The sequence below is a fragment of the Rhizobium sp. PDO1-076 genome (assembly GCF_000247475.1).
Classification (GTDB): domain Bacteria; phylum Pseudomonadota; class Alphaproteobacteria; order Rhizobiales; family Rhizobiaceae; genus Allorhizobium.
The window spans coordinates 91562-109026 of record NZ_AHZC01000333.1; the positions used below are offsets into that span (position 1 = coordinate 91562).

Annotated in this window: 19 protein-coding genes; 12 read left to right on the forward strand and 7 right to left on the reverse strand. The window is 60.5% G+C overall.

The window, feature by feature from the left end:
- Positions 1–63: 63 nt before the first annotated feature.
- The 3 genes from PDO_RS16675 to PDO_RS16685 all read left to right on the forward strand — a co-directional run bounded on the left by PDO_RS16675 (position 64) and on the right by PDO_RS16685 (position 2738).
- On the forward strand, positions 64–648 hold the full coding sequence (locus tag PDO_RS16675) for a TetR/AcrR family transcriptional regulator (protein WP_244426470.1): 585 nt from the start codon (positions 64–66) through the stop codon (positions 646–648).
- Between the two features lie 99 nt (positions 649–747).
- Positions 748–1998: a flavodoxin-dependent (E)-4-hydroxy-3-methylbut-2-enyl-diphosphate synthase gene (gene ispG, locus PDO_RS16680; RefSeq protein ID WP_007604380.1), complete on the forward strand. Its 1251-nt coding sequence runs from the start codon at positions 748–750 to the stop codon at positions 1996–1998.
- Between the two features lie 77 nt (positions 1999–2075).
- Entirely contained in the window at positions 2076–2738 is a 663-nt protein-coding gene (locus tag PDO_RS16685; protein ID WP_007604381.1) for an OmpA family protein, read from the forward strand.
- Between the two features lie 57 nt (positions 2739–2795).
- Here the strand turns inward: PDO_RS16685 and PDO_RS16690 are convergent, their stop codons facing one another.
- The 3 genes from PDO_RS16690 to PDO_RS16700 all read right to left on the reverse strand — a co-directional run bounded on the left by PDO_RS16690 (position 2796) and on the right by PDO_RS16700 (position 5466).
- Positions 2796–3431, reverse strand: a complete 636-nt coding sequence (locus tag PDO_RS16690; RefSeq protein WP_007604382.1) for a LysE family translocator — start codon at positions 3429–3431, stop codon at positions 2796–2798.
- A 63-nt stretch (positions 3432–3494) separates the two neighbouring features.
- On the reverse strand, positions 3495–4550 hold the full coding sequence (hisC, locus tag PDO_RS16695) for a histidinol-phosphate transaminase (protein WP_007604383.1): 1056 nt from the start codon (positions 4548–4550) through the stop codon (positions 3495–3497).
- Position 4551: 1 nt separating this feature from the next.
- Positions 4552–5466: a polyprenyl synthetase family protein gene (locus tag PDO_RS16700; RefSeq protein ID WP_007604384.1), complete on the reverse strand. Its 915-nt coding sequence runs from the start codon at positions 5464–5466 to the stop codon at positions 4552–4554.
- Positions 5467–5672: 206 nt separating this feature from the next.
- Between PDO_RS16700 and mtgA the strand changes: the two genes are divergently transcribed.
- The 4 genes from mtgA to PDO_RS16720 all read left to right on the forward strand — a co-directional run bounded on the left by mtgA (position 5673) and on the right by PDO_RS16720 (position 7953).
- Complete coding sequence (mtgA, locus tag PDO_RS16705; protein ID WP_458574658.1) at positions 5673–6347, forward strand: monofunctional biosynthetic peptidoglycan transglycosylase; 675 nt, start codon at positions 5673–5675, stop codon at positions 6345–6347.
- Positions 6348–6420: 73 nt separating this feature from the next.
- The gene (locus tag PDO_RS16710; RefSeq protein ID WP_037074493.1) at positions 6421–7068 is read left to right on the forward strand and encodes a glutathione S-transferase family protein; all 648 of its coding nucleotides are present in this window, start codon (positions 6421–6423) and stop codon (positions 7066–7068) included.
- Between the two features lie 156 nt (positions 7069–7224).
- Entirely contained in the window at positions 7225–7410 is a 186-nt protein-coding gene (gene rpmF, locus PDO_RS16715; protein ID WP_007604390.1) for a 50S ribosomal protein L32, read from the forward strand.
- A 138-nt stretch (positions 7411–7548) separates the two neighbouring features.
- The gene (locus PDO_RS16720; RefSeq protein WP_007604391.1) at positions 7549–7953 is read left to right on the forward strand and encodes a hypothetical protein; all 405 of its coding nucleotides are present in this window, start codon (positions 7549–7551) and stop codon (positions 7951–7953) included.
- A gap of 60 nt (positions 7954–8013) precedes the next feature.
- On the opposite strand, the gene phaR is transcribed toward PDO_RS16720, so the two are convergent.
- Positions 8014–8592, reverse strand: a complete 579-nt coding sequence (gene phaR / locus PDO_RS16725; protein ID WP_007604392.1) for a polyhydroxyalkanoate synthesis repressor PhaR — start codon at positions 8590–8592, stop codon at positions 8014–8016.
- A gap of 227 nt (positions 8593–8819) precedes the next feature.
- On the opposite strand from phaR, the gene PDO_RS16730 reads away from it, so the two are divergent.
- On the forward strand, positions 8820–10001 hold the full coding sequence (locus tag PDO_RS16730; protein ID WP_007604393.1) for an acetyl-CoA C-acetyltransferase: 1182 nt from the start codon (positions 8820–8822) through the stop codon (positions 9999–10001).
- 165 nt (positions 10002–10166) lie between these two features.
- Complete coding sequence (gene phbB, locus PDO_RS16735) at positions 10167–10892, forward strand: beta-ketoacyl-ACP reductase (protein WP_007604394.1); 726 nt, start codon at positions 10167–10169, stop codon at positions 10890–10892.
- Positions 10893–11133: 241 nt separating this feature from the next.
- Here the strand turns inward: phbB and PDO_RS16740 are convergent, their stop codons facing one another.
- From PDO_RS16740 to PDO_RS16745, 3 genes are read right to left on the reverse strand one after another with little or no spacing between them, the layout of a single operon-like run.
- Complete coding sequence (locus tag PDO_RS16740; protein WP_007604395.1) at positions 11134–11388, reverse strand: glycine zipper domain-containing protein; 255 nt, start codon at positions 11386–11388, stop codon at positions 11134–11136.
- 27 nt (positions 11389–11415) lie between these two features.
- Positions 11416–11568 (reverse strand): DUF3309 family protein, encoded by a 153-nt coding sequence (locus tag PDO_RS27310; protein WP_081593197.1) that lies wholly within the window; start codon positions 11566–11568, stop codon positions 11416–11418.
- Positions 11501–12574 (reverse strand): alpha/beta fold hydrolase, encoded by a 1074-nt coding sequence (locus tag PDO_RS16745; protein WP_007604397.1) that lies wholly within the window; start codon positions 12572–12574, stop codon positions 11501–11503. The genes PDO_RS27310 and PDO_RS16745 overlap by 68 nt, the downstream gene beginning before the upstream one ends.
- A 391-nt stretch (positions 12575–12965) precedes the next feature.
- On the opposite strand from PDO_RS16745, the gene PDO_RS16750 reads away from it, so the two are divergent.
- The 3 genes from PDO_RS16750 to fdxA all read left to right on the forward strand — a co-directional run bounded on the left by PDO_RS16750 (position 12966) and on the right by fdxA (position 17019).
- Entirely contained in the window at positions 12966–16070 is a 3105-nt protein-coding gene (locus PDO_RS16750; protein ID WP_037074487.1) for a helicase-related protein, read from the forward strand.
- 1 nt (position 16071) lies between these two features.
- Positions 16072–16485 carry an RNA-binding S4 domain-containing protein gene (locus tag PDO_RS16755; RefSeq protein ID WP_007604401.1) on the forward strand — a complete coding sequence of 138 codons (414 nt, stop codon included), beginning with the start codon at positions 16072–16074 and terminating at the stop codon, positions 16483–16485.
- Between the two features lie 195 nt (positions 16486–16680).
- Positions 16681–17019 (forward strand): ferredoxin FdxA, encoded by a 339-nt coding sequence (gene fdxA / locus PDO_RS16760; protein ID WP_007604402.1) that lies wholly within the window; start codon positions 16681–16683, stop codon positions 17017–17019.
- The last annotated feature ends 446 nt before the right edge of the window (positions 17020–17465 follow it).

The window sequence follows — 17465 nt, forward strand, 5'->3', positions numbered from 1 at the left end:
GACTATAAGGGTGCTTCAACGAGGAAATTTGACATAATGACAAAAAATGTCAAAACGTCAATCATGGATGACACAAAGACAGACCAGCGCCGGGCGATCGTTCTGCGGGAGGCGTTTAGTGCCTTCACGCACTATGGCTTCAAGCGCACGACGATGGACGATATTGCCCGCGCTGCCGGCATATCGCGGCCGGCACTTTATCTTGTCTATCGCAACAAGGCGGACATATTCCGCGCCTGCATGCTGTCGATGATGGACGAGATGCGAGCGCGCGTCGCTGCCTGTTTTGCGGGAGATGCGGATGTCGTCCGCAAGGTCGAGCAGGCTCTGGACGAGGGTATCCTCAGGCCGCATCGCGAGATTTCCGCCACCACACACGGCGCGGAGATCTTCGACACCAGCCATGAGTTCGCGGCCGACCTCTTCCTTGCCTGGATGCAGACGATGGAAGAAGAGATTGCCAGGGGTCTGCAGGCGGAGGCGCAAGCCGGCCGTATCACATTCGTGTCAGGGCTTTCGCCTGCGACGGTTGCCTCCTTGATGCTGGACGCGGTCGAAGGCATGAAGAGCCGCAATTCCGACATGGATCTGGTGGCAGAGAAAATCCGGCATCTGGTCTGCCTTATGATCGGTCCGCTGATCAGGTAGGCTTGGCCCGGATTGCCGGCAGACTGTCGCATCCGGTTGACAATTTCAGGGCTTTGGGCCACCTCCATGTCACATTAGAGACTTTCAGAGACGACGCTCATGTCCACAGCAGACGCATATGATCCGAAACCGCGCCGCGCTTCTGTCGCCGTCGATGTCGGGGGCGTGATTATCGGTGGCGGTGCACCGGTCGTGGTGCAGTCGATGACCAATACCGATACGGCCGATATCGACGCGACCGTTGCCCAGGTTGCTGCCCTCTACAAGGCAGGTTCGGAAGTCGTGCGCATCACCGTCGACCGTGACGAAAGCGCTGCCGCCGTGCCGAAGATCCGCGAGCGTCTGCTCAGGCTCGGCATGGATGTGCCGCTGATCGGCGACTTCCACTATATCGGCCATCGGCTGCTCGCCGATCATCCGGCCTGCGCCGAAGCGCTGGCGAAATACCGCATCAATCCGGGCAATGTCGGCTTCAAAGACAAGAAGGACAAGCAGTTCGGCGATATCGTCGAGATGGCGATCCGTTACGACAAGCCGGTGCGCATCGGCGTCAACTGGGGCTCGCTCGACCAGGAATTGCTGACGAGCCTGATGGACAAGAACCAGGCGGAAGGATTTCCGCTGTCCGCCCGTCAGGTCACCCGAGAAGCCATCGTGCAGTCCGCGCTGATTTCCGCCGAACTTGCCGAGGATATCGGCCTGCCGCGCAACCGCATCATCCTGTCGGCCAAGGTCAGTCAGGTCCAGGACCTGATCGCAGTCTATTCGATGATCGCCGACCGGTCGGACCATGCGCTGCATCTCGGACTGACCGAAGCGGGCATGGGCACAAAGGGCATCGTCGCGTCGTCGGCAGCCATGGGTTTTGTGCTGCAGCATGGCATCGGTGATACGATCCGTGTTTCCCTGACGCCGGAGCCGAACGGCGATCGCACGCGCGAGGTGCAGGTGGCGCAGGAACTGCTGCAGGTCATGGGGTTCCGCCAGTTCGTGCCCGTGGTTGCGGCCTGTCCCGGTTGCGGCCGCACGACCTCCACCGTGTTCCAGGAGCTTGCCCAGAAGATCCAGGACGACCTGCGCAAGAACATGCCGGTGTGGCGGGACAAGTATCCGGGCGTCGAGGGCCTCAACGTGGCGGTGATGGGCTGCATCGTCAACGGACCGGGGGAAAGCAAACACGCCGATATCGGCATCTCGCTTCCCGGTACGGGGGAAAATCCGGCGGCGCCGATCTTTATCGACGGGCAGAAGGCGATGACCTTGCGCGGCCCCAATATCGCCAGCGACTTCGAAGCATTGGTGGCAGACTATATCGAGAAGCGCTACGGTCAAAAGACGGCGGCGGAGTAACGGCGGGACTGCAACTTTATCTTGCCGCAATTTCACTGTTCAGGGATTATCAGCCTGTTCTTGGAGGGACATCCAGCATGATCAAGAAGATTGCCATCGTCGCGCTGTCTGCGACTTTCCTGAGTGCCTGCACAACGACTGACCCCTATACGGGCCAGCAGAAAGTTTCCAATACCGCAGGTGGTGCCGCGCTCGGTGCCGCTGTCGGCGCACTCGGTGGCCTTGCCGTTGGCGGCTCGCCCGTCGGTCGCCGTAATGCCGCGCTGATCGGTGCTGGTGTCGGCGCTCTGGCCGGTGGCGCCATCGGCAACTACATGGACACACAGGAATCCGAGCTGCGGGCGCAGCTTCAGGGCACCGGCGTCTCGGTTACGCGTAACGGCGACCGCATCATCCTCAACATGCCGTCGAACATCACCTTCGCAAGCGACCAGGATCAGGTGATCCCGGCCTTCTACGCGACGCTCGATTCGGTCGCGATCGTGCTGAACAAATTCGGCCGGACCCTCATCGACGTCAACGGTCATACCGACTCGACGGGCAGCCTGCAGCACAACCAGGCCCTGTCGGAACGCCGCGCTGCGTCGGTCGCCAATTATCTCGGCAGCCGTGGCGTCGACCAGCGTCGCATGTCGACCTTGGGCTTCGGTCCGTCGCAGCCGGTGGCATCGAATGCGACGCCGGACGGCCGCGCACTCAACCGCCGCGTCGAAGTGCAGATCGCTCCGATCACCCAGTAAATCCGGGTTCGGGGATCATTCGAAAGGCGCCGCCGCAAGCGGCGCCTTTTTCGTTGGTCAGCGGGTCAGGAGAAGCTTGGTGCCGGCTGCGGCAAAAAGCACGCCGAGCGTGCCGTCGATGGCGCGGCGGGCGCTCTTGTAGATCTTCAGGGCCCGCGGCGTCGAAAAGAGCAGTGCGTAGCCCATGAAGACGCAGAAACCCGTCACCAGGCAGCCGCCGACGATCAGCGCGACGGCAGTCGCTGACGCATGCGGCGGCAGGCCGAGCGAGATGATCGCCAGCCAGCCAAAGATCGCCTTGGGGTTGGTCAGGTGGACGGCATAGCCGAGGAGAAAATTGCGCTTCAGGCTCTGGCGGCTGCCTGCGGTCCATTGGGCGGGATCCGCAGCGGTTGTTGCCGAGCGGAAAGCCCGCCATGCCAGATAGAGCATGTAGAGCCCGCCGAGGATGCGCAGGATGACCAGCGACTGGGCGTAATGCGTGAGCAGTGCGGCAAGGCCGAGCGACGCCGCCGTCGCCCAGGTTGCCGAACCGGCAAAGATGCCGGCCGCCGTGGCGATGCCGCGGCTGCGGCCCTGGCCGATGGAGACCGATGCGATCGCCATCGTCGCGGGACCGGGGCTGATGACGGCGACCAGGTAGACGAGATAGGTCGAGAAGATCTGCGGCAGGTGTTGCAGGATATCATTCATCCGAAGCGTTCCGGTATCGTGGCGGGAAACTTTACGATAGCCGGAACTGCAGCACGCCACACGTCAGATGATTTGATCGATCGCGGTCAGAAACTGATGGCATTCCTGCTCGGTGCCGATGGTGATGCGCAGATAGTCTGCGATTCGAGCCTTGTTGAAGTGGCGCACAAGGATCGCGCGTTCGCGCAGTGCCTTGGCCAGATCGATGCCCTGATGAGCCGGATGGCGGGCGAAAAGGAAATTGGTCTTCGACGGCAGTACCTCGAAACCGCGCTTTTCGAGTTCTGCGGCAAGCTGTTCGCGGTTGGCGACAATCTTGTTGCGGGTTTGCTCAAACCAGGTCGTATCCTCGATGGCAGCCGTCGCTGCCGCCTGGGCGATTGCATCAAGGGGATAGGAATTGAAGCTGTCCTTCATGCGCTCCAGCGCCTCGATCAGCGGGCGCTGGCCGATGGCAAAGCCGACACGCAGGCCGGCAAGCGAGCGCGACTTGGAGAAGGTCTGCACGACCAGAAGATTGTCGTACCGCTTGACGAGCGTGGCAGCGCTCTCGGCGCCGAAATCGACATAAGCCTCGTCGATCACCACGACCTGGTCGCGATGGCTCTCCACGAGCCGCACAATGTCTGCCAGCGGCAAGGCAATACCGGTCGGGGCGTTGGGATTGGCGAGAATGATCGCGCCGCAGGGGCGGTCGAAGTCCTCGATACGGACTGCGAGGCCGTCGACGAGCGGCACTTCCTCGACGGTGATGTCGAACAGGCGGGCATAGGTCTTGTAGAAGCTGTAGGTGATATCGGGATAGAGCAGCGGCAGATCATGCTTCAGCAGAGCGGCGAAGGTGAAGGCCAGCACTTCGTCGGAACCGTTGCCGACGAAGACCTGATCGGTCTCTACGCCATTGCAGGCGGCGATCGACTGCCGCAGCTTCAGCGAATTGGGATCGGGATAGAGCCGCAGATTGTCACCGGCTGCGGACTTGATCGCTTCGATTACGCGGGGCGAAGGACCGAACGGGTTCTCATTGGTGTTGAGCTTGATCAGACCTGGGATTTTCGGCTGTTCGCCGGCCACATAGGGCTCGAGGTCGTGAACGCTGCTTGACCAGAATCGGCTCATCTCAGTTCTTTCTCTGTGCAATGAAGCGGGCCGCCTCAGCCAGGGGTGCGGCGGCGCTGCCGTAGGGGCTCAGGATCTCGTGTGCTTCGCAGACAAGCCGCGTCAACTCCGCCTCGGCCCATTCCTGCCCCTTGAGTGCGACCAACGTGCCCTTGCCCTTGGCTGCGTCCTTGCCGGCCGCCTTGCCGAGGGTGGCTGTGTCGGAGGTCAGGTCCAAGAGGTCGTCGGCCAGCTGGAAGGCGCGGCCGATGACTTCGCCGAAGCGGCGAATGCGAGCGCGGTCCTCTCTGGGCCTGCCGGCGATGATGGCGCCTGCCTCGCAGGCAAAGCGCAGCAGGGCGCCGGTCTTCATCGACTGAAGCAGAATGATGCCGGCTTCGTCCGGCGGGGTCTTTTCGGCGGCAAGATCCAACGCCTGGCCGCCCGCCATGCCGCCAATGCCGGCCGCACGGGAAAGCTCGAGCACCAGAGCGATCTTGGCGCTGTCGGGCAGGTCCGTCTCCGGTGCCGCAATGATATCGAAGGCATAGGTCAGCAGGCTGTCGCCAGCGAGGATCGCGGTGGCGTAATCATAGGCGATATGCACGGTCGGCTTGCCACGGCGAAGATCATCGTCGTCCATGGCCGGAAGATCGTCATGCACGAGGGAATAGCTGTGCAGACATTCCAGCGCGCAGCCGACGCGCAACGCCGCTTTCTCGTCGCCGCCAAACAGACGGGTGCATTCGATCACCAGATAGGGTCGCAGCCGCTTGCCGCCGTTCAGCGCGCCATAGTGCATGGCCTCGATCAAACGGCCTGGACGGGCGATCTCGCCATCTCGCGGTCTGGCATCGAGTAGATCCGACAGCGTCGCCTCGACCTGTTCGGCCAAGGCGAGGAGGCTTGTTTCGAAGGGAGTGTCCGGGCGGGTCATAGGGGCTATTTGGCATGCAGCCATGTGGCTGGCAACGGGAATCTGCGGGATGAACGCTGCTCCGGTCTGTCGCCGGACTGGTCATTCGTCAACAGGATGGGTATGACAGGCGAGACCCTGAACAACTGGACCGATCTTCGTTGACATTGGAAGCCGAGACCGTGGAGGACGAGAGCCTTGCAGCAACCGAGGATGAGGGGCGGCGCATACCGCGTTTGATCCGCAGGGTGCTGATTGCACTGCTCGTGTTTCTGCTGGCGCCTTACGTCCTGATCCTGATCTACCGGGTTGATTTTATCCGGCCGGTATCGACGCTGATGCTGGCGGATCTGGTGACCTTCCAGGGTTACGATCGCCGCTGGGTGGATTTCGAGGATATTTCACCCAATCTGGTCCGGGCCGTGATGATGTCCGAAGACGGTCAGTACTGTGCCCATGGCGGCGTGGACTGGAAGCAGATGCGCGGTGTCGTCGACGATGCGCTGGCCGGCGAAGCGACGCGTGGTGCGAGCACCATCCCGATGCAGACATCGAAGAACCTGTTTCTCTGGAACAGCCGGTCCTTTGTGCGCAAGGTGCTGGAAATCCCGCTGGCGATGGTATCGGATTTCATCTGGCCCAAGCAGCGAATGATGGAAATCTATCTGAATATCGCCGAATGGGGCCCCGGGATCTACGGGATCGAGGCGGCGGCTCAGTATCATTTCAAGACCTCGGCGACCAAGCTCAGCCCGCGTCAGTCGTCGCTGCTCGCCGTGGCGCTGCCCAATCCGATGGACAGGGTGGCGAGCAAACCCGGCAATGGCATGAAACGGCTCGCGTCCCTGATCGACCGCCGCGCTAAGCGCTCGGGCGCATATATCACCTGCCTTTATGACTGAGTTTCATAAGTTTCATTGGTCCTGAGGCTCGATGGCTCCTAGGTTCGGTTCCAATACAAACCGGGTGCGCGCCATGTCTGAGCTGATCCTCTATATTGCCAACAAGAATTATTCGTCCTGGTCGTTCCGGCCGTGGATCGCCATGACCGCTGCCGGAGTACCGTTCCGGGAAGAGCTGGTCCGGTTCGGGGAGGGTGCCACCAATCCGAGGTTTCGCGAGATCTCGCCCACGGGCCGGGTGCCGGTGCTGCACCATGGCGAACTGAGGATCTGGGAATCGCTATCGATCATCGAATATGTGGCGGAGCTCTCTCCGCAAGCCGGGCTCTGGCCTTCCGATGCCGGGCATCGGGCGATGGCGCGGTCGATCTCGATGGAAATGCTGTCCGGCTTCCGGGCGCTGAGGGGCGCCTGCCCGATGAATATCCGCCGGCCGGTGCGGGCCATCGCTCTGCCCGAGGGCGTGGATGGCGATGTGCGGCGGATCGAGCAGATCTGGCGCGAAATGCGCGCCCTGTCGGGCGGCCCCTTCCTGTTCGGGGCGTTCAGCGCGGCCGATGCGATGTTTGCGCCGGTGGTCAATCGCTTTTCTGCCTATGATCTTGTCCGTGATGGCGATACGCTCGACTATATGGCGGCGATGCGTTCGCATCCGGCCTGGCTTGCCTGGGAACAGGCGGCATTGGCCGAAAGCTGGATCGTTCCCGAAGACGAAGCCTGAGCCGGTTCATCGCTAGATTCGAAAAAAGTGTCTCGGGGTCTGGTCAAAGGCCTGGATGGCATGTATAAGCCCGCCAAATTCCGAGATCGAGACAGGTGCTGTTCGGCCTCATCTGGGCCGCTAAACCTGTTTTGTCCGTCACGTGGAGTAAGTGAAATGGCTGTACCTAAAAGAAAAACAAGCCCGTCCAAGCGCGGTATGCGCCGCTCTGCAGACGGTTTGAAGGCCCCGACCTATGTCGAGGACAAGAACTCTGGCGAACTGCGCCGTCCGCACCATATCGATCTGAAGACCGGTATGTATCGCGGCCGCCAGGTCCTGACGCCGAAGGAAAGCGCATAATCTTCGGATTTGCGTAAGCATTTTGAAAAGGCCGGCCTTTCGCCGGCCTTTGCTTTTTTGTCGAACGCACCGATATAGCCTGCGGCAGATCCGCTCGACATCCGGCAAGGATCCTGCGCCAACACGAGGATCCGCCATATGTTTGCCGCCGTGCCTCTGATGCTCGTTCCGCTCGCCTTCTACAATCTGGTCATGATTGGCTTCTGGGGCGGGGGAATTGCGGCATTTTCCGATACCGTCATGTCCGTTGCCATGCTGTCGGGTGCGCTGTGGACCCTCAGCCTTGGCGATGTCCTTGTTCTCGTCGCTCTGGTCGTATTGTTCATCGAAGTGTTGAAGGCGACGCGTAGCGGTCGAGGTTCGTTGCTCAATCACATGCTGTCAATGCTGGTGTTCATCGTCTTCCTGGTTGAGTTCCTGCTGGTGCGGAATGCGGCAACCCCGATTTTCTTCATGCTGATGATCATTGCCTTCATCGATGTGGTGGCGGGCTTTGCCATCTCCAATCGCGCGGCCGCCCGCGACGTGTCTATCGGGCTCTGACGCTCACACCCATGTCTGCCGCCGAAAAAAAAGGCCGCGAGATGATCGCGGCCATGTCGGTCAGAGGCTGTCGAGCTTGTTCTGCAAGGATCGGAGCTGTTCCTTCAGCTCGTCAATATCCTTGGCTTCGGCCTTGCGTGTTTCCTTCGCGGGCTGCTGACCGGCGACAAACGGCGAAAACATCTGCATTGCCTGCTGGAACATTTCGGTGTTGCGCTTGACCTGCTCTTCCATCAGCTGGATCGGCATTTGCAGGTTCTTCGACATCGGATGGTCGCCGAAAGCGCGGGTCATCTGTTCGCGCATCTGCGTCTGCTGCTCGGTGAACGCCGTCATCGAATGCTCAAGAAAGCTCGGCACGACCATCTGCATCTGATCGCCGTAGTAGCTGATCAACTGGCGCAGGAAGGAAATGGGCAGAAGCGTATTGCCGGTTTTGGATTCCTGCTCGAAAATGATCTGGGTCAGGACGGAATGGGTGATGTCATCGCCGGACTTGGCATCCTGTACGACAAAGTCCTCGCCCTTCTTGACCATCTTGGCCAAGTCCTCAAGCGTCACATAGGTGCTCGTGCCGGTATTGTAGAGGCGTCGATTGGCGTATTTCTTGATCACGATATCGCCATCGGCTTTGGCCATGTCTGTCTCCTAACCCGTCGTTTTTGGTTAATTTTTGCTCTTCCCGTCGAGAATGTAAGCGCAAAAGAAGGCTGGTGACAATCTCTTTGTGCATTGCACGAAGCGCATTTGACGAATGTCAGTAAGTTGCAACCAAAGAACGAATGCGGCACTGCGATCCCGTTTGACACCGGATGAAACCTTTGTCAGGTTCTTGCGAAAGATCGATAAACTGGAGGAGACGTCTCATGAGCAGCCAATCCATCGTGATCGCCAGCGCGGCCAGAACTGCGGTCGGTTCCTTCAACGGTGCTTTTGCCACCGTTTCAGCCCATGATCTGGGCGCGGTCGCCATCAAGGCCGTGCTGGAGCGTGCCGGTGTCGAGGCGGCGGAAGTCGATGAAGTCATTCTCGGTCAGATCCTGACCGCTGGACAGGGGCAGAACCCGGCTCGTCAGGCGGCGATGAAGGCGGGTATCCCTCAGGAAGCAACGGCCTGGGGTTTGAACCAGCTTTGCGGCTCCGGCCTTCGTGCCGTGGCGCTCGGCATGCAGCAGATTGCAACCGGTGATGCCAAGATCATCATCGCCGGCGGCCAGGAATCGATGTCGATGGCGCCGCATTGCGCGCATCTGCGCGGCGGCACCAAGATGGGTGACCTGAAGATGGTCGACACCATGATCAAGGACGGCCTGACCGACGCATTCTACGGTTATCATATGGGCACCACCGCCGAGAATGTTGCCCGCCAGTGGCAGCTTTCGCGCGACGAGCAGGATGCGTTCGCGCTCGGCTCGCAGAACAAGGCCGAGGCGGCCCAGGCAGCCGGCAGGTTCAAGGATGAAATCGTTCCGGTCATCGTGCCCAGCCGTAAAGGCGACGTAACCGTCGACGCCGACGAATACATTCGTCTTGGCGCGACAATGGAAAGCATGACCAAGCTGAAACCGGCCTTCGACAAGGAAGGCACCGTGACCGCGGGCAATGCGTCCGGCCTCAATGACGGCGCGGCTGCAACCCTCTTGATGACCGAGGCGGAGGCTTCGCGTCGTGGCATTGCACCGCTTGCCCGGATCGTCTCCTGGGCCACGGCAGGTGTCGATCCGCGGATCATGGGAACAGGCCCCATCCCCGCATCGCGCAAGGCGCTGGAGCGCGCCGGGTGGAAAGTCTCCGATCTCGACCTCATCGAAGCAAACGAGGCCTTTGCCGCTCAGGCCTGCGCGGTGAACAAGGATCTCGGCTGGGACACGTCGATCGTCAACGTCAATGGTGGTGCGATCGCGATCGGCCATCCGGTCGGTGCGTCGGGCGCACGCATCCTCAACACGCTGCTGTTCGAGATGAAGCGCCGCGGCGCCAAGAAGGGCCTTGCAACCCTGTGCATCGGCGGCGGCATGGGTGTCGCCATGTGTCTCGAAGCTCTCTGACGCCTGGCGGCGACGGCATGACGTGCGAGGGCATGGCCTCCCGCATCCTCATCGGAAAATGAGTTTGTCCCGGTTGACGCCGGGACCGCTGATCTGCGCGCAGGGTGACGGGAACCACGCTGCCAAATTTTGCCAGAAAATCCAGAACAACATGGGGAGGAAGATATGAGCAGAGTCGCATTGGTAACGGGTGGCACGCGTGGCATTGGCGCGGCCATATCCGTCGCACTCAAGGCCGCTGGCTACAAGGTCGCGGCAAACTATGCCGGCAATGACGAGAAGGCCAAGGCCTTTGAGGCCGAAACGGGCATTCCGGTGTTCAAGTGGGACGTCTCGATCTACCAGTCCTGCGTCGATGGGATCGCTTCCGTTGAGGCGGCACTTGGCCCGGTCGAGGTGCTGGTCAACAATGCCGGCATCACCCGCGACGCGATGTTTCACAAGATGACGCCCGATCAGTGGAACGAGGTGATGAACACCAATCTCACCGGTCTCTTCAATATGACGCATCCGGTATGGACCGGCATGCGCGACCGCAGTTTCGGCCGCGTCATCAATATTTCGTCGATCAATGGCCAGAAGGGCCAGATGGGTCAGGCCAATTACTCGGCGGCCAAGGCCGGCGATCTTGGCTTCACCAAGTCTCTGGCGCAGGAGGGGGCTGCCAAGGGCATCACCGTCAATGCGATCTGCCCCGGTTATATCGGGACCGAGATGGTGAGGGCCATCCCGGAAAAGGTACTGAACGAGCGGATCATCCCGCAGATCCCGGTCGGTCGGCTGGGCGAACCGGAGGAAATCGCCCGCTGCGTGGTCTTTCTGGCATCCGACGATGCCGGTTTCATCACGGGATCGACCCTCTCGGCCAATGGTGGGCAGTTCTTCGTCTGATGGCGACGCGTTGCCGGTCGGTTAACGATTGGCAGCAGACGCCTTTGTCCAAACGATTAACATCCACCGTTTTCTATGGTTAAGCAGTTGTTATTCCACACCATCTAGCGGTGAACAAACCGGGAAACCCGTTGCGTCCGCGATTCGTCGCCGATTCGTTCCGGCTTTGATCAAGAGGTTAATTCGGAGCACAAAAAAGCCGCCAAACCTGAGGTTTGGCGGCTTTTGCGTCGCTTCCGGCTTAGCGGCAGCGGGCTTCGTAGGTCCGGCCATAACGGTCGCGATAGACGCAGTAGCCAGCGCGTTCCTGCGAATTCCCGATCAGGGCACCTGCAACACCACCAACGGCTGCGCCTACGGCTGCGCCACGAACGTTGCCGGTGGCCACGCCGCCGATGACAGCACCCGATGCTGCACCGATCGAGGCGCCACGCTCCGTGGCGGTGCAAGATGCAAGCGGAGCAATCAATGCCAGTGCAAGAAGGATCTTTTTCATTGTTCCAGTCCTTTCGACGACGTCGCGTTAGATTCGGCCCATCAGCATCAGGATGATGAGGATGAGAAGTACCAGTCCCAAGCCGCCGGACGGGCCGTAACCCCAGCTGCGACTATGACCCCAGTTCGGCAGAGCGCCGATCAGTAGAAGAATAAGGATGATGACAAGAATGGTGCTCATTGGGGACCTCTCCTAAGCCTATGGGAAACTTTGCGTTCTGTGCTGGTTGAACGCCTCCGGCTTTGATTTGTTCCATCGGATTTGCGAGAGCGTTGAGTAATCTGTCGAGATGGGTCGGCATGTGAGTGCCGCCGGCTTTGCGGAGTGAGGGCAGGATGAACCTCGTCTGGCGGGCGTGCACAAAGCTTTCCACGATCCTGTCGGTCTGCATCTTATGCTCGACCATCGGCAGATGGCCGCATGCGCGAAGGATGACGGTTTGCGCCTGGGGCAGAAGCTTCGAGACGTGCAACTGGTGCGCCGGCGGGACGATCGCATCATTGGCGCCGACAAGATTGAGGACCGGCATGCGCAGCAGCTGCAGGTCCGTCAGCAGGCTCGTGCCGGACATGAACCGGATACAGGCCGCGATGTCTTCGGAACGACCGCGCAAAAGATTTTCGCGCACCTTTTCCATGGCCGCGCGGGCGTGATCATCCTCCCAAGGGCACGACTTGTCGTAGACGCATTCGACCGAGCCCCAGCGAAATTGCTCGCTGGTCGAGATCCAGCGACGAAAGAACTGGCGAAACAGATAAGGTCCCATGTGCGGGAGGCGGAGCAGCCGCGCCGCCAGTCGTTCCTGCCCCTCGAAGCGCCCGCAGGCAAAAGCACCCATCAGGATCACCGAGCGGACCAGTTCCGGATGGTCGAGGGCGAGAAGCAGGGACACAAAACCGCCCGTAGAGTGACCGATCAAGGTCACTGGGCGGCCGCCGAAATCGCGGCGTATGGCCGCCGCCAGCGCCTCGGTGACGCTTGCCCGCGCAATGGGCTCGCCGGGAGCCTCGAGGCTCCATGGATGGTGACCGGGAAGGGGATAGGCTGCAGTCCGGCCATGCAGGGTGATCTCCGGTGCGTAGGCATGCCAGAACGCAGGCGCCATGACCATGCCGTGCAGAAGCACGAAGTTCTGACCGTCGTGTTTGTGGCTAATCCATTCTGCGGCTGGGAGCGTCAGTGTCATCTCTGCAATACCTCGGCTGGCTAAACGCGGAGGTCCGAGCTGAGGTTCCGTCGCCGGAACACGTTAACTTCGGCATGATTGATGCCTTGATGTCGGTTTTTCCGATTCAGGATATGGTGGGTAGGCAGCCAAACAGTCCGAGATATAGCCGTGAACAAATCCTGAATCCGGCAGAGTCTGTGATTCGTCTCTGATTCGTTCGCACACTGTTCCACCGGTTAATTTGCACGCAAAAAAATGATTCTGATCAAGGGTTTGCCGGGTTTTTCCGGGCGCGTGCGACAAGCGGCTTGCCTTTGGTGCACTTCATCGCCATTTGTTGCCCCAGGGTCGCCACCCCCCTTTGGTACGGCGGCCCTGTGAATCGGAGCGGTCGTTGAATACCCAACCCATGATCCTGAGTGGCCGCAGCGTGACAGCCGTGCTGGGGCCAACGAATACGGGCAAGACCCATTTCGCCATCGAGCGCATGGTTGCGCATGGATCGGGGATCATCGGACTGCCGTTGCGGCTGCTTGCCCGCGAGGTCTATACCCGGGTAGTCGAGCGCGTCGGCGTTCAAAATGTTGCTCTGGTGACCGGCGAGGAAAAGATCTCGCCGCCGAATGCGCGCTTTTCGGTTTGCACGGTCGAAGCCATGCCTCGTGAAACCAAAGCGTCTTTCGTGGCGATCGACGAAATCCAGCTCGCCGGCGATCTCGAGCGCGGGCATATCTTTACCGACCGGCTGTTGCATCTGCGCGGACGCGACGAGACCCTGTTGCTTGGCTCGGCAACGATGAAGCAGATCCTCATCCAGTTGCTGCCCGGCATCACAATCGTCGAGCGGCCAAGACTGTCACAGCTGTTTTATGCCGGACAGAAGAAGATCACGCGCTTGCCGCAGCGGACGGCGATCGTGGCTTTCTCTGCCGATGAAGTCTATGCCATCGCCGAATTGATCCGCCGCCAGCGGGGCGGTGCTGCCGTGGTACTCGGCGCGCTGAGCCCGCGCACCCGCAACGCGCAGGTCGGGCTCTATCAGGAAGGCGATGTCGAATATCTGGTCGCAACCGATGCCATCGGCATGGGGCTCAACCTAGATGTCGACCATGTGGCTTTCGCCCAGGATCGCAAATTCGACGGTTTCCAGTTCCGCAATCTGAATGCCGGCGAACTGGGACAGATCGCAGGTCGCGCTGGGCGGCACCTGAAGGACGGGACATTCGGCGTTACCGGCCGTGTCGACCCGTTCGATGACGAACTGGTCGAGCGGCTGGAAGCGCACCAGTTCGACCCGGTCAAGGTCTTGCAATGGCGCACATCACATTTTGACTATTCATCGGTGGCTGCGCTGCAGCGCAGCCTGGATACGGCACCGAAGGTCGGAGGGCTGACACGGGCCTTGCCGGCCATCGATCAGCAGGCGCTCGAGTTTTTGGCGCGCTATCCCGAGGTGATAGACCTTGCCAATCGCCCCGAACGGGTTGAGAAGTTGTGGGAGGCGTGCGCGCTGCCCGATTATCGGCGTATTACGCCCGCACAGCATGCCGACCTGATTCAGAGCCTGTTCTTCGACCTGGTTCGTCACGGTGCGGTCAATGAAGATTTTCTCGCCGAACAGGTTCGCAGGGCCGATCGGATCGATGGGGAAATTGATACACTTTCTGCGCGAATCGCGCAGATCAGAACTTGGACTTATGTGTCGAACCGGCCCGGTTGGCTTGCCGATCCGACACACTGGCAAGAAAAGACGCGGGAAATCGAAGACCGATTGTCCGATGCGCTACATGAACGGTTGACGAAACGCTTTGTTGATCGCAGGACATCTGTGCTCATGAAGCGCTTGAGAGAGAATGCAATGTTGGAAGCTGAAATCAGTGTGAACGGTGATGTCTTCGTTGAAGGGCACGCCATGGGACAACTCTCCGGTTTCCGGTTCACGCCGATTTCCGGGGCCGAAGGTTCGGATGCCAAGGCAATCCAGGCGGCTGCCCATCGGGCGATGGCGCTGGAATTCGAAGCGCGCGCCGCGCGGCTTCACGCCTCCGGCAACAACGACCTGGCCATCGGCTCGGATGGACTGGTGCGCTGGGTCGGTGATCCGGTGGCAAAGCTGACCGGCGCCGATCATATCCTGCATCCGCGGGTGATCCTTCTGGCCGACGAGCAGTTGACCGGCAATGCGCGCGATCATGTCGCGGCGCGTATCGAGCGCTTCGTCAACCATCATATCTCGACCATCCTGAAGCCGCTCGACGATCTGTCGCGCGCCGAGGATCTGCAGGGTCTGGCCAAGGGCCTTGCCTTCCAGCTGGTTGAACACTTGGGCGTGCTGTTCCGCCGCGATGTCTCCGACGACGTCAAGTCGCTGGATCAGGACGGTCGTGCCTCGATGCGCCGCTATGGTGTGCGCTTCGGCGCCTACCATATTTTCATGCCGGCACTGCTGAAGCCTGCCCCGGCCGAACTGATTTCGCTGCTCTGGGCGCTGAAGCACGATGGCCTCGACAAGCCGGGCTACGGCGACCTCATTCCTGTTCTGGCCGCAGGTCGCACATCCGTCGTCACCGACCCGACCTACGAGCGGATGTTCTACAAGCTTGCCGGTTTCCGATTCCTCGGCAAGCGTGCGGTGCGTATCGATATTCTCGAGCGTCTGGCTGATCTGATCCGTCCGCTGCTGCAGTGGAAGCCCGGTTCGCCGGCGCGCCCGGACGGTGCCTACGACGGCCGTCGCTTCACCACGACGACGGCCATGCTGTCGATCCTTGGGGCGACGCCGGACGACATGGAAGAGATCTTGAAGGGTCTCGGCTATCGCGCCGACAGCGTGTCTGCCGAAGACGCAGCCGGTTTCCTTGCGGCCCAGACGTCGGGAGCTCCTGCGGCTGCCGAAGCTGCTACCGAAAAGAATGATGACGACAGCGTCGACGATGCCGATCACGCCGCTGCGGACGCTTCTGCTGAAGCACCGGCTGTCGAGGCACCTGCAGCCCAGGAAGCCGTCAACGAAACATCTGTTGGCGAGGCATCCGGTGCCGACGCGCCGGTGGCGACGATCGAGGCTGCAGATGGTGCGGCTGCGACTGCTGACGCCGATGCGACGCCTGCCGAGCCGAAGCCGGTCCTGCTCTGGCGTCCGGGTGGTCGCAGCGACAACCAGCGCGGCGCCCGCCCGGCGGGTGACCGTCGTTCGCAGGGCCAGCGTGCGTCGGCCGGCGACGGTAAGACCGAAAGCCGTCGCGATGATCGCCGACGGGATGGTGGTCGCAACGAACAGGGACAGGGCGGTAAGCCGCGCGACAACAACAATCGTGGCAATGCTGGCAAGGGTGATCGCCAGGAGCGCGGCGATCGTCAGGACCGCAAGGATCGTGGTCCGCGCCCCGAGCGTGACAACAACAAGTCGCAGCCTGCCCGTTTCGAGGCGAAGCCGCCGCGCAAGGAAAAACCGGTGGATCCGGATTCGCCTTTTGCCAAGCTCGCTGCCCTTAAGGAACAGATGAAGAAGTAGGATGGACGAAAAGCAGCCACCAAGCGGTTCGCGTCAGCGCATCGACAAGTGGCTGTTCTTTGCCCGTGTGACAAAATCACGCAGCCTGGCGCAGGAGCGCGTGACCGGTGGGCGTGTACGTGTCAACGGTCAGTCGGTGCGGCAGCCGAGCTATCAGATCAAGCCGGGAGACCGGCTTGAGATCGCCATGCCGGAGCGCGATCTGATCCTCGTTGTCCGCTTGCCCGGTGAGAGGCGTGGCCCCTATGAAGAGGCCCGGCACCTCTATGAGGATCTCAGTCCGCCGCCGATCAAGAAGGATGCCTTCACGCCGATGGAACAGGCGGTGCGGGCTCCCGGAGCCGGTCGCCCGACCAAACGGGACCGTCGCATCATCGATGAGCTGCGTTCCGGACCTGATTGGGGCGACGATTAGAAAATTTGTGGCGCCTGTGGCCAAATGGAGGATTGATAATCCTTGCCTTGGGCTTGAGAACACAGTAGCTCACAACGCTGTCCGACAGAAATCCCCGATGGGGACGCAAGGCCTCCGGTCCTGGGCGAGCAGCCCGGAATGCATTGAGATGCCAGACGTTCTCCACCCGTGCATAACGCCATCCTGGAGTGCCGCATGACCTATATCGTCACAGACAATTGCATTCGCTGCAAATACACCGATTGTGTCGAGGTCTGCCCTGTCGACTGCTTTTACGAGGGCGAGAACTTCCTCGTCATCCATCCCGATGAATGCATCGATTGCGGCGTTTGCGAACCGGAATGTCCGGCTGAAGCGATCAAGCCAGATACCGAACCAGGCCTTGATAAGTGGCTGAAGATCAATACCGATTACGCGAAGATCTGGCCGAATATCACGGTGAAGAAAGAGCAGATGCCGGAAGCCAAAGAGATGGACGGCGTCACGGGCAAGTTCGAGAAATACTTCTCGGAGAACCCAGGTTCTGGCGACTGAGCTTTCACGGCAAGTCCCGCTAGTTTGCTCAGGAGGGCCGAGGCACAGTTTCTTGCTCCTTGGCGCCACTTCGGGCACCAAGCTAGCCACGATTATGGCGCTCGGCAGTAAAATATTGATTTCCTCGTCTTTTTGTGATAGCCTCTCAAAACTGTTCCACTTTGCGGCATAGTTGTGCCCAGAACCATCACGAAAGCAACTTCACCATCGACCGCGGTCTCCGTGACATAAACGGCATTTGCTTGTCGTGTCTCTGTCGCGACGAGGGGGATGTTTGTTTGTGACGGATTGGATCAGGATGGAATAACCTGGCGGTTTCTTCCATCTCATCCGGGCCTGACCGACCCGGCGCCGGCATTATGCCGGGAGCAAAACAGGGAGTTTTTGAATCGAATGACGACTCAGCAGAAAAAATCCTCGGCACGCCACGGCTTTAAAACCGGCGA

What these genes read in the sequence shown, in the direction of transcription:
- PDO_RS16685 (WP_007604381.1), top strand. Translation starts at nt 2,076, where the DNA reads ATGATCAAGAAGATTGCCATCGTCGCGCTGTCTGCGACTTTCCTGAGT.
- PDO_RS16730 (WP_007604393.1), top strand. Translation starts at nt 8,820, where the DNA reads ATGAGCAGCCAATCCATCGTGATCGCCAGCGCGGCCAGAACTGCGGTC.
- PDO_RS16740 (WP_007604395.1), bottom strand. Translation starts at nt 11,388, where the DNA reads ATGAAAAAGATCCTTCTTGCACTGGCATTGATTGCTCCGCTTGCATCT.
- PDO_RS27310 (WP_081593197.1), bottom strand. Translation starts at nt 11,568, where the DNA reads ATGAGCACCATTCTTGTCATCATCCTTATTCTTCTACTGATCGGCGCT.
- hisC (WP_007604383.1), bottom strand. Translation starts at nt 4,550, where the DNA reads ATGAGCCGATTCTGGTCAAGCAGCGTTCACGACCTCGAGCCCTATGTG.
- phbB (WP_007604394.1), top strand. Translation starts at nt 10,167, where the DNA reads ATGAGCAGAGTCGCATTGGTAACGGGTGGCACGCGTGGCATTGGCGCG.
- PDO_RS16710 (WP_037074493.1), top strand. Translation starts at nt 6,421, where the DNA reads ATGTCTGAGCTGATCCTCTATATTGCCAACAAGAATTATTCGTCCTGG.
- ispG (WP_007604380.1), top strand. Translation starts at nt 748, where the DNA reads ATGTCCACAGCAGACGCATATGATCCGAAACCGCGCCGCGCTTCTGTC.
- PDO_RS16720 (WP_007604391.1), top strand. Translation starts at nt 7,549, where the DNA reads ATGTTTGCCGCCGTGCCTCTGATGCTCGTTCCGCTCGCCTTCTACAAT.
- PDO_RS16690 (WP_007604382.1), bottom strand. Translation starts at nt 3,431, where the DNA reads ATGAATGATATCCTGCAACACCTGCCGCAGATCTTCTCGACCTATCTC.
- rpmF (WP_007604390.1), top strand. Translation starts at nt 7,225, where the DNA reads ATGGCTGTACCTAAAAGAAAAACAAGCCCGTCCAAGCGCGGTATGCGC.
- PDO_RS16675 (WP_244426470.1), top strand. Translation starts at nt 64, where the DNA reads ATGGATGACACAAAGACAGACCAGCGCCGGGCGATCGTTCTGCGGGAG.
- phaR (WP_007604392.1), bottom strand. Translation starts at nt 8,592, where the DNA reads ATGGCCAAAGCCGATGGCGATATCGTGATCAAGAAATACGCCAATCGA.
- PDO_RS16755 (WP_007604401.1), top strand. Translation starts at nt 16,072, where the DNA reads ATGGACGAAAAGCAGCCACCAAGCGGTTCGCGTCAGCGCATCGACAAG.
- fdxA (WP_007604402.1), top strand. Translation starts at nt 16,681, where the DNA reads ATGACCTATATCGTCACAGACAATTGCATTCGCTGCAAATACACCGAT.
- PDO_RS16750 (WP_037074487.1), top strand. Translation starts at nt 12,966, where the DNA reads ATGATCCTGAGTGGCCGCAGCGTGACAGCCGTGCTGGGGCCAACGAAT.
- PDO_RS16745 (WP_007604397.1), bottom strand. Translation starts at nt 12,574, where the DNA reads ATGACACTGACGCTCCCAGCCGCAGAATGGATTAGCCACAAACACGAC.
- PDO_RS16700 (WP_007604384.1), bottom strand. Translation starts at nt 5,466, where the DNA reads ATGACCCGCCCGGACACTCCCTTCGAAACAAGCCTCCTCGCCTTGGCC.